At 51.0% G+C, this 11,540-nt stretch carries 7 protein-coding genes; 4 read left to right on the forward strand and 3 right to left on the reverse strand.

Annotated features, from left to right (window positions below; genetic code table 11):
- Window positions 1–109: 109 nt before the first annotated feature.
- The 4 genes from GJJ30_RS03800 to GJJ30_RS03815 all read left to right on the forward strand — a co-directional run bounded on the left by GJJ30_RS03800 (window position 110) and on the right by GJJ30_RS03815 (window position 4,395).
- A complete protein-coding gene (locus GJJ30_RS03800) occupies window positions 110–538 on the forward strand; it encodes an ester cyclase (RefSeq protein ID WP_154173285.1) in 429 nt (142 codons plus the stop codon).
- Window positions 539–1,061: 523 nt separating this feature from the next.
- Complete coding sequence (locus GJJ30_RS03805; protein ID WP_154173287.1) at window positions 1,062–2,171, forward strand: hypothetical protein; 1,110 nt, start codon at window positions 1,062–1,064, stop codon at window positions 2,169–2,171.
- 34 nt (window positions 2,172–2,205) lie between these two features.
- Complete coding sequence (locus GJJ30_RS03810; RefSeq protein WP_154173289.1) at window positions 2,206–3,300, forward strand: Ig-like domain-containing domain; 1,095 nt, start codon at window positions 2,206–2,208, stop codon at window positions 3,298–3,300.
- 357 nt (window positions 3,301–3,657) lie between these two features.
- Window positions 3,658–4,395 carry a nuclear transport factor 2 family protein gene (locus GJJ30_RS03815; RefSeq protein WP_154173291.1) on the forward strand — a complete coding sequence of 246 codons (738 nt, stop codon included), beginning with the start codon at window positions 3,658–3,660 and terminating at the stop codon, window positions 4,393–4,395.
- A 167-nt stretch (window positions 4,396–4,562) separates the two neighbouring features.
- Here the strand turns inward: GJJ30_RS03815 and GJJ30_RS03820 are convergent, their stop codons facing one another.
- The 3 genes from GJJ30_RS03820 to GJJ30_RS03830 form a co-directional block, all read right to left on the reverse strand.
- On the reverse strand, window positions 4,563–6,821 hold the full coding sequence (locus GJJ30_RS03820) for a heavy metal translocating P-type ATPase (protein WP_229312932.1): 2,259 nt from the start codon (window positions 6,819–6,821) through the stop codon (window positions 4,563–4,565).
- A complete protein-coding gene (locus GJJ30_RS03825; protein WP_124879214.1) occupies window positions 6,818–7,021 on the reverse strand; it encodes a heavy-metal-associated domain-containing protein in 204 nt (67 codons plus the stop codon). The genes GJJ30_RS03820 and GJJ30_RS03825 overlap by 4 nt, the downstream gene beginning before the upstream one ends.
- 354 nt (window positions 7,022–7,375) lie before the next feature.
- Window positions 7,376–11,521 (reverse strand): hybrid sensor histidine kinase/response regulator transcription factor, encoded by a 4,146-nt coding sequence (locus GJJ30_RS03830; RefSeq protein WP_154173293.1) that lies wholly within the window; start codon window positions 11,519–11,521, stop codon window positions 7,376–7,378.
- Between the last annotated feature and the right edge of the window lie 19 nt (window positions 11,522–11,540).

Consider the following 11,540-nt stretch of genomic DNA (forward strand, 5'->3'; position numbering starts at 1 on the left):
GGCGGTTTTCCTACCATTCAGGCGGTTTTCGCTTCCATTGCCGGTTTTCTTTTTGAGCGGGATCAAGCCCCCCTTTAATTTCGGGCATACTTTCAATCATCGCTCAGGCATGGAAATGACCGCAACAACCACTGAAAATGAACAGCTTATCCGGGATTACATCCATCACGTGATCAACAACAAGCAATTGCACCGGCTCGGGGAGTTTTACACCGACGATTGCAAAATTCGCACCACCACGGGACGGCAGGCGCACGGACTGCGTGAATACACCCTCGCTTTACAGCAGGTTTTTACGGTTTTCCCGGATCTTTACGTAACCGTTAATGAAGTTGTAGTATCCGGCGATAATGCCTCGTTCCGGATCACGGCGCAGGGCACCCAGCACAGCGAATACGAGTCGATTCAGCCTTCGCAACCCGCCCGGCCGTTCTGTTTCGAAGAAGCCTTTTTTGTACGTTTCAAAGACGAAAAAATCACAACTGTCTGGATTCTGATGGATACGCACACGCTGTTACAGCAACTCCGAACAAGCTGATTTCTTACTGATAAATGTAGAATGATGAATGTAAAAGGACTGGATTAGAAACACATTTTACATTCATCATTCTACATTTATCATTCTTTTTTAGAGGCTATCTCAATTTTATAATTTCTCCCGTATTAAACTTGCCCCCAACCCCCTAAAAAGGGCTTTGTTACACCAATTAAAGCCCCCTTTAGGGGATTGGGGGCGATCTGAGAACAGTTGTAATTTCATTTTTAGAAAGTTTCGTCCTCTTTACATTCTATTTCTGCCAGATGACCACCGTTGTCTGGCTTTTTTATGTTCCCGTTATCGGGTCAATTCGGCATAAACTGGCCGAATTCTTCCCATTTTTCAATCCGGTTCAGGCCAGGCGGTTTGTCCGGTTTCTTCAAGTAAGATTTCATTAATTTATCCTGTGACCAACGCGCGACTCATCCCGTATTAAAACTTTATGTACCTTACAACTCCCTAATTACGAGAGTACTACTAACCTGTTATGACGCTTTCATTCGAACACTAACCTTTTAAAGACATGAAAAAAATGTATTTCCTGCTGGCGATCGGTTTTGCCGGAATCGTTTTGCTGGCCACCACCACGCGGACGAAAAAACCGTACGGTTTGACGGTTGGAACGCCCGAAATCAAGTCGATTAATGCGCTGACGTTCAGCCCGAACGGGATTCTGTTCGTGGGCGACGCCAAAAGCGGCTCCATTTTTGCCATCGATACCAAAGATGCTGAGGTGACCGGCCAGGCCGCTCCGGTTGAAATCAAGAACGTCGATCAGAAGATTGCCGCCCTGCTGGGGACCGAAGTGCAAAACATTACCATTCAGGACATTGCCGTCAATCCTGTTTCCAAAAAAACCTACATCGCCGTTCAGCACAGCGACGGCACCCCGGTTTTGCTACGGGTGGAAGGTGATAAAATCATGCCGGTTTCGACTAAAAACGTCGAATTTTCGAGCCTTGCACTAAACAATCTGCCGTCGGCCGACGCCAAAGACCGCCGGGGCGAATCGATCCGCGTGTCGGCCATTTCCGACATGGGATTTGCCGATGGAAGAGTGCTCGTCAGCGGCTTATCGGGGCAGGAATTCAACTCGACGTTCCGCAGCATTCCGTTTCCGTTTACCGACAAGCAGGATCAGGCATCGCTTGAAATCTACCACGCGGCCCACGGAAAATACGAAACCCTGTCGCCCATCAAAACCTTTACGACGGCCGAAATCAAAGGCAAAAAATACCTGGTAGCCAGCTATACCTGCACCCCGCTCGTGCTGTTTCCGATGGACGAACTGAAAGCCGGAAACCACGTAAAAGGCCGGACAGTGGCCGAAATGGGCAGCGGAAATTCCCCGCTCGACATCGTTACGATGAAAAAAGGCGACGATTCATTTCTGGTGATGGCCAATTCCAGCCGACCGGTTTTCAAAGTGAAATACAAAAACATTGAAGTTTATCAGGGCGCGCTGACCACGCCGGTGGAAGAAAGTTTTGCCACGGCGGGCGTTCAGTTCGTCTCGCTGCCGGTGACCAACGTCATTCAGCTCGACAAACTCGACGACACCCGAATGGTGATGCTGCAACGCCGGTCGAACGGGAATCTTGACCTCTGGACTTCCAGTGACCGGTATTTGTAAGAATTTTCAACGAATCGGGATCAGGCTGTGCGCGATGCAGAGCCTGATCTTTTTTGTGTTTGCCGGTTTTTTCGCCTGTCGGCAGTCGACCGAAACCACCGGAGTCTCCATTCACTGGCGCGACCAGCGCGCGACGGGCATTTCCATTCCCCAAAACCGGATCGCTTCTTTTTCGCCCGATTCCATAAGCCAGCTACTGACGGTTCGGCTGGCCAAAACCGGTGCGCAACCCGCCATTCTGGGCGAGTACCAGTTGGCGGACAACGCCATTATTTTTGAACCGCTGATTCCGTTTACGCGCGGGTTGCGTTACGAAGTCTGGCTCCGAAACCAACGGCTCGACGGTTTTGAGATTCCGCTGGCCGACCCGAAAGACGCGCCCGAACTGCTCGCCGTTTACCCATCGCCGGATTCGTTGCCCGATAATTTACTGAAAATCTACCTGCGGTTTTCGCGGCCCATGCGCGAAGGACAATCGCAGAAATACGTGGCTTTGCTGAAAAACCGCACCGACACGGTTCCCGGCGTTTTCCTCGATCTCCAGCCCGAACTCTGGAACCCCGACCGCACGATGCTGACGCTCTGGCTCGACCCGGGCCGCATCAAACGCGATCTGCAACCCAACAAACGGCTCGGCGTACCTCTGCAAAAGTCCGTTCATTATCAGCTTGTTGTATCAAACAGCTGGCCCGATCAGCAGGGCACGAAACTGACGAAAGCATTTACGAAATCGTTCGTTACCATTCCGCGCGACAGCCTGTCGCCGGACCCCAGCCGCTGGCAGATCACACCGCCTGCTGCGGACGGAAATCAGCCGGTGGACATCGCGTTTGGCGAACCGCTCGACTACAGTTTACTGACGGAAACCCTGCACATTATTGGCGAAGATGGCAAATCGCTTCCCGGCGAGTGGCGCATCGGTGATGAAGAAAAAACCGCCCATTTCAAACCGGCGCAGAACTGGAAACCGGGGCGCTACACCCTGCGGATTGAAGCCCGGCTGGAAGACCTCGCCGGAAACAACCTCAACCGCCCCTTTGACCGGGACCTGACGCAAAAAACCGTCCCCGTCACGTCGGCAAGCTTTTTTGAGCGTTCGTTTCGCATCGATCAGCCCTCCCGGCAGTAAGATTTGATAAGTCCTGAAGACATAAACCGCTTCTTCGCATTACCCGGTTGGAATCGATCGAATTAGCGTTTACCTTTGCCGCACTGTTACTTAGAATCATCACATACTGCCCATCCATCACGAAAGCTCTTACGGCAAACCGGTAAGACGTTTTTTCGTGCGCGACAGTCTGCCATCCGGCACGCGTATTTCGCAACTCTTATTTCTAAAACCGATCAACCCAAGTCCGAAGGACTTGACTAAGGCTAACCGCGTACGCAGTGCGCGGAAAACCGGCTCAGGTTTCCGACAAGATAACCCTGACGGACTTGCGTGATCGACAACGTTCGTTTTCACGTTTTTCAATTGACAGGAATCATGCAAAATATTGAATTCAATAAATCCATCATTCGTGATTTTTACCGGCGCACCGTCGCCAACGGTGACCTCGACTTCGCCGAACAGATCATTGCCAACGATTACATTCAGCACAGCCCACGGGTAAAACCGGGGAAAGCGGGGTTACTCGAAGCCCTGGCGGCCATGAAACAACTGCCCAAACCGGCCTCGACGACCAAACCGTTCATGCGGCTCATTGCGGAAAACGATTGGGTAGTGACCAATCTGAGTTTCGAAATGGGCGGCCAGCCGATGGCGGTGATTGATCTGTTCCGGTTGCGAAATGGGCAGGTGGTCGAGCATTGGGACGCCATGCAGAAACAGCCCGAAACGACGCTGAACGGCCATCCGATGCTGGGGGGAGTCGTAGAAATCGAGGATGTCCCTGCAACGGAAGCGAATAAAAAAACCGTTGCCGAGTTTTACGAACGGGTTTTGGTAAATCGAAAAGTCGGGTTGCTAAGCGATTATGTGGCGTCGGACCTCATCCAGCACGTTCCGGAAATCGCCAACGGAGCGGACGGTTTGCGACAGTATTGGCAACAGAAAGGCGACGGTTTTGTCGTTCAGAATGTGCTCCGAATCATCGGTGAAGGCAATTTTGTCGTTGTTCAGGCCGACGGGCAGCTCGATCAAAAACCGGTTACGTTTTACGACGTATTTCGACTGAGCCAGGGAAAAATTGTTGAACAGTGGGGCGTTAAACAAAATTATTGATAGCCCACGGTTTTAACTGTGGGGCCATCAACGTAACCCTTGGTTGTTTTTAACCGTTTTAACGGTTTCGGTTGATCACCAAAACCGTTAAAACGGTTGTATAATTTCGCGAAAATGTTTCGTAATCCCACGGTTAAAACCATGGGCTGATTTTGACTTCTGTATTCTTACAACCGCGCATTCCGCAGCCGCAAACTATTGCTGACCACCGACACCGAACTGAGCGCCATTGCGGCCCCGGCCATCATCGGATTGAGCAGAAAACCGTTGACCGGAAAGAGAATCCCGGCGGCAATCGGGATGCCGATCAGGTTGTAAATGAACGCCCAGAAGAGGTTCTGCCGAATGACCTGCACGGTTTTGCGCGACAATTCCAGCGCTTTCGGAACGCGGTTCAGATCGGAAGTGATGAGCGTCATCCGGGCCACGTCCATTGCAATGTCGGAACCCTGCCCCATCGCAATGCTCACGTCGGCCTGCGCCAGCGCCTGCGAGTCGTTGATGCCGTCGCCCACCATCGCCACCACCTTGCCCCGGTTTTGCAGTTCCTGCACGAAAGCCGCCTTATCGGACGGCATGACCTCGGCGCGGAAATCGGTCAGTCCCACGGCTTTGGCAACGGCTCCGGCGGTTTGCCGGTTGTCGCCGGTGAGCATATACACCTCGACGCCCCGGTTTTGCAGCGTTTGAATGGCGGTTTTCGACGTCTCCTTGATTACATCCGCAATCGACAGGACGGCCAGTACGGTTTTTTCGTCGGCAAAATACACCACCGTCTGCGCTTCTTCCTGCCACTGTTGAGTGCGCTGCTCCACCGATTGATTGATTGAAATACCGCGTTCGTCCAGCAAACGGCGGTTTCCCACCACGTACATTGTTCCTTCGTAACGGCCCGAAACGCCCCGGCCGGTCAGGCTTTCGAACGTTTCCAGCTTCACGCCTTTCACCGGCAAACCGTTCAGGTGTTCCACCACGGCATCGGCCAGCGGGTGTTCTGATTGGCTTTCCAGCGCGTATAAAAGGGAGGATAGCTGAGCGGTTTCCGATACCTGCCATGCCAGATTCGTAACGGCGGGTTTCCCGGCGGTAATCGTACCGGTTTTGTCCAGCACCACGGCATTGACTTTGCAGCCCAGTTCCAGACTTTCGGCGTCCTTGATCAGAATCTGATTGTCCGCGCCTTTGCCAACGCCGACCATAATAGCCGTGGGCGTGGCCAGTCCGAGCGCGCACGGACAGGCAATCACCAGCACCGTGACCGACGTCAGCAACGCCTGAGCAAACGCGTTTTCGGCGGGTCCGAAAAACATCCAGGCGGCAAATGTCAGCAGCGCAATCGAGATCACAACCGGCACAAAAATCCCGGCAATCCGATCGACCAGCTTCTGCACCGGGGCCTTGCTGCCCTGCGCGTCCTGCACCATGCGAATAATTTGCGCCAGCACCGTATCCGCTCCGACCTTCTCGGCCCGAAACCGGAAGCTGCCCTTCTGGTTGATCGTTCCGGCAAAAACCGCCTGATCCGGTTTTTTCTCCACCGCCAGCGGTTCGCCCGAAATCATGCTTTCGTCCACGAACGACGACCCGGCAACCACGACGCCGTCGACCGGAATTTTCTCGCCGGGCCGCACCACAATTACCTGACCCGCCCGCACCGACGCCACTGGAATTTCGATTTCCGCGTCGTTTTCCACCACGCGAACGGTTTTGGGTTGCAAACCCATCAGTTTTTTAATCGCCGACGACGTATTGGATTTGGCCCGTTCTTCGAGCAGTTTTCCCAGCAAAATGAAGGTAATGATCACCGCAGCGGTTTCGAAATACACGTGCGGGTGAATGCCGCGCCGATGCCAAAACTCCGGATTAAACGTATTGAACGCACTGAAAACGAAGGCAATACCGGTCGACAGCGCTACCAGCGTGTCCATGCTGGTTTTGCCGTGCCGGGCCTGTTTCCAGGCATTGACGAAAAACGTGCGGCCCAGCCCAAAAACCACCGGTGCCGACAGCCCCAGCATGATTTCGTTGGCGTAGGGCATTTCCATGAAAACCATGCCAATAACGACCAGCGGAACCGACAAAACGGCCGCCCAGATCGTGCGGTTTTTCAGCGATTCGTAGTGCCGCTGCTGCGCTTCAGCCTGCACCGCCTGCGGATCTTCCGCGTCGATGACCAGGTCGTAGCCGATGGAGCGAATGGCCGTCTGCAACTCCTGCTGCGAGACGGTTTTCGGATCAAATTCGACCCAGGCCTGCTGGTTGGCGTAGTTGACGCCCGCATCGGAAACGCCCGGCGTCGTTTTCAGCATCGACTCCACACTGACCGCACAGGCCGCGCAGGACATTTCCAGAACGGGGTAGGTTTTCCGAACCGTTTTGGCGCCGGTTCGGGCAGGCCGATCTACGGTTTTGGGTTGCGCGTTCATACCGGTTCGGCTTTGTAACCGGCTTCCCGGAGGGCTTCCTGGACCTGCTCGACCGAAGCGCCTTCAACGGTCAGCAGCTTGTCGGGCGTCAGCGTATCGACCTGCCAGTTGGCTTCCCCAACGGCTTTGTTCAAATAAGGCGTAACGGTGGCAACGCAATTGGCGCACTTGATATTGGTTTTGAAAGTGGTCTTTTCCATGAGTTTATTGCTGTGATTTGACACGGCAAATATCACAGATAGAACAGGATTCGCCGTTACAGAATTCCGGTTGGCTGGTATAGAATTATGCGCGAAAGGGGTTCCGGCAAAGGCGTTTGACATAAAAAACCGGTTTTGCAACAAATAGACACATCGTTGACACGGTGGGAATAACGCCAAAACACGCGCTGCGCTATTTTTATACGGTATTGCAAGCGTGATTTTTTATTGAATTTACCAGACAAAAAATGGCGAATAAACGCGTAAAACACTGGACCATTCTGGGAGCCACCTACGCCCTCATGACGGGCATATTGGTCTACCTGCTGTATCTGCTGCTGTGAAGAAACCGGGCTAATTCAATTTATTGTTCAGTATATCGTTCAAATAATCCGAAGGTGATTTGCCAAACTGTTTCTTGAACGACTTGCTGAACGAGGAAGAGCTTTTGAATCCGACTTCGTACGCAATTTCGGACACGTTCAATTTGCGGCCCAGCAGCAGCTCCATCGAATGTTTCAGCCGAATGTAACAGATAATTTCCACCGGCGTCTGGCCCGTAATCGCCTTGAGCCGCCGGAAAAGGTTGCTGCGGCTCATTCCGACCTGCGTCCCCAGTTCTTCCACGCTGAATTCTTCGTTACTCATGTTCTGCCGGATGCAGTCGATCACTTTTTGAAGAAACACGTCGTCGAGCGGATTGTGACTCAGATCGTCAGGCATCAAAATCGCGTTTGAACGCAATTTTTCCAGCAATTTCCGCTGTTTTTCGATCAGCTTTTCGACCCGGATCCGGAGGTAATCCGGCCGGAAGGGCTTGGGTACGTAATCGTCAGCGCCCCACTCGATGCCCCTGATCGCATCCTCCACCGTCGACCGGGCCGTCAGCAAAATCACCGGAATGTGCAGGGTCGATACCTGCCCCTTCACGATCCGGCACAGCTCAATGCCGTCCATCCCGGGCATCATCACGTCGCTGATGATCAGATCCGGTTCCCGTTTTCGGATAATGGCCAGCGCTTCCTCCCCATTTTCCGCCTTAAGCGTCTGGTAATCATCCCTGAAAAGCAGGTCCAGAAACTCGAGCACCTCGTAATTATCGTCCACCAGCAGCAGCGTCGGCCTGTCGTTTTCGTCCTCATCCAGCATCTTGTTCATCAGCGGAACTGTCACCAGGAGATCGCTCTTTTTCGGTGCTTCGGTAACAAACTGGCTTTCACCGCCCGACTGATTTACCGGTTTTTCTGCCCGTTGATCACCCTCCGTCAGCGGCAAATAAATTGTAAACGTGGTTGAAACATCCGGTTCGCTTTCGACGGTAATGGTTCCGTCGTGTAAATCCACGATGTTTTTTGACAGCGAAAGGCCCACGCCCGAGCCGGTTTTGGCGGGATCGGCCTGAAAAAACCGCTCAAAAATATGCTCGATTTCCCGCTGATTTATGCCCTTTCCGTTGTCGTTGATAACGATCCGTAACCAGCCATTATCCCCGTTTTTATTCGGGACAGTCCCGGTTAATTCAGAGACGGTGTCCATCACAACGCGAATGGTGCCGCCAACCGGCGTGAATTTGAACGCATTGGAAAGCAGGTTATTCATTACCATTTCCATCTTGCCCGTATCGACGGCGACCGGATAGTTATCCGATTCCGTATGAACCTGAAAATCTATCTTTTTATGGCCCGCCAGCCCGTTAAAATTGGCGGTTATTTCCTCGATAAATGGCACCGCATTGATATCCGCGAATGACAGTTTCAGTTTCCCCTGATCCAGTTTCTGGAAAGTCATCAATTCATCGACCAGCGAAAGCATTTTTTTGCAGTTTCGATAGACCAGTTGCAGCTTCTGTTTAACGGAAGACGACGTCTGGCCGGAGGTTAATAAATCTTCCACCGGCCCGACAATCAATGACAAAGGCGTTCGGAATTCGTGGGAAATATCGGTAAAGAACGACAGTTTCATTTTATTCAGATTCTCCAGTTGTTCGCGCTCCAGCTGATGAAAACGAAGTTTTTCTTTCTGCTTCGACTGAACAATGATGTAGCGGATAAAAAGAAACAGGAGCAGGTTAAAGAGGAGAACATAAGCCGTGATTGCCCACCAGGTTTTCCAGGGTGGCGGCAAAATGGTGACCTGAATACTACGCGGTTTCGCGTTCCAGTTTCCGAAACTGTTGGCGGCTTTTACCTTGAAAAGATACGTGCCGGGGTTCAGGTTGGTGTAAGTTGCCGAGCGGTTTGCGGCTCCGGTATACACCCAGTCCTGATCAAATCCCTCCATTTTATACGCATAATGATTATTCTCCGGCCCGGAATAATGTAAACCGGCAAAACCAAACGTAAAGACATTGTTTTTGTAGCCCAACGTGATCGCATTCGTATTGGTAATCGACTGATTTAAAATCACATCACCATTGAATTCAGCGCTAATCGCAACGTCTTTATTGAATAATTTAAGGTCCGTTAATACAACATCCGGCGCATCCGTCCGATTCGAGATGGTTTTCGGATCAAACAGGATAAAACCGTCCGCAGCACCGAATAATAAATGATTATTGGGCAGTTTATGATAACAACTCGCGCTGAAACTCAGGTTGGTTAAAAAATGCTGGAATTGTTCCTTCTGCGCATCAAACCGCAGAAGGCCCTTGATCGTACTGATCCACAAAAAACCGTCTTCGTCAACGATGATTCCATTGACACATTTGTCGGGCAGGCCGTCTTCTTCGAAATACGTTTTGGTTGAATGAATCAGTTCTCCACCCTGATTTTGTTGTAACGCTATTTTATGCAAACCCGATTCCGATCCGACCCAAATCGTGTTTTCAGGATACTCGGTAATGGACAGAATCGTATTTCCAATTAGCTTTGTTTTCTGTCCGGTAAGACTTGAAATTAAACCGGTTTTAGGGTCCAGATAATGAAGGCCGTTATCATCAAAACCGATCCACAAAAGACCCCGGCTGTCTTCGTACAGCGAGCGAATGAACTTCGACGGAATACTTCCCGGTTTGCCATCCGGCAGATACCGAACGACCGAACCGTCCGGCTGGCATTTGAACAAACCGCCATTGGTGCCCATCCAGAGATTTGCCTGAGAGTCCTTGAGAAAGGCAAAAACCGCCAGTCCTTTCACGTCCTGAAGGATTTCGGCTTTGTCGGTCAGTTTGACGACCCCGCCCAGCGTCCCAATCCAGGTGAAACGACCGTCCACCAAAACCGAGCGATTGGCGTTCAGCAGCGAATGTTCCGGCTGAAATTTGAAGCTCTTCGAACTATTTGTATTGACGTCGTACGCGTAAAATCCCGACTTGGCCGTTCCGAAATAAATCGAACTTCCGTCTTCCGTATAAATGCTCCGGATCTGATCCTGATCCTGGTAATTCGTAAAGGAAAAATAATGAAAGGGCAAGGTATTTAAATCCAGTTTATTCAGGCCCATTTCGGTACCGCACCACAAAACGTGGGTTTTATCCGCGAAAACTTTAAAAACCATATTTTCGCTTAAACTGTGACTATTGGTCGGATTATTTTTGTAGAATGTCAGTTTAGGAGACGCCGTATCAAACTCTTCTACTTTGGCTAATCCACGGGCGGTTGCCAGCCAGATCGTATGGGTAGAAGAACGACAAATGTCAAAGATCTGGGTATTTGACAAATCAATGGTTCGATTATTGAAAAGATTAACCGGTTCGAAGGTTCCCAAACGATTATCACCCGGTTTCCGGTGGTATTTCAGCAATCCATTGGCCGCCGTGGCAATGAACAAATCCTGATTATGCTCCAATAAAGACCACAAACGCTCCCCATAAGCATTCGGTTTTAAATTCAGGAAATGGTAGTCGTATTGATCGTTCCTGGGATTATAACGAATGAGCCCTTCCGCAGCCGCAATCCAGATAAAACCATCCGCCGACTGAATAATTTTACTGATATTCGTATTAAAAGGCGCTTGTTGGTATGCTTTGAATTGCTGAGTAGCCGGATCGTAACTTGCCAAACCTTTTTTCGTTCCGATCCAGAGTTTACCGGTTTTGTCGAGCAATAGTGAGCGAACTTCCTGATACAAACCGGCATCTTTGTTGTTAATCAGCGCCGAAAAATGCGTGAATTTTTCCTGTCGGGTATCGAAATAATTCAGGCCCTCCAGCGTCCCGATCCAGAGGTTGTGCGAGCGATCTTCGCAAATGGCATTGACCCAATTGCCGGAAATGCTATTCGCTTTTTTGGACTTGAAATACTTTTTAAACGTATATCCGTCGTACTTGCTCAGACCATTCATGGTGCCCACCCATAAAAAACCGTTACTGTCCTGAAAAACAGAACGAATCCGGTTATCTGGCAGGCCGTTTCGGTTGCTGGTAAATCGCTCGAACAGGACATCCGGCCGAACGACGCGTTCCGGTTTAACGTCCAGACCCGGCCCTTCGGTGGCAGCGTATAACGGGCAGATAGCCAGCCCGAAAAATGCCAACAGAATGATTGCTTTTAACCTTTTCATGAGCCCATTTCTTTTGAAA

The organism is Larkinella terrae, assembly GCF_009668025.1.
In the GTDB taxonomy this organism is placed as follows: domain Bacteria; phylum Bacteroidota; class Bacteroidia; order Cytophagales; family Spirosomataceae; genus Larkinella; species Larkinella terrae.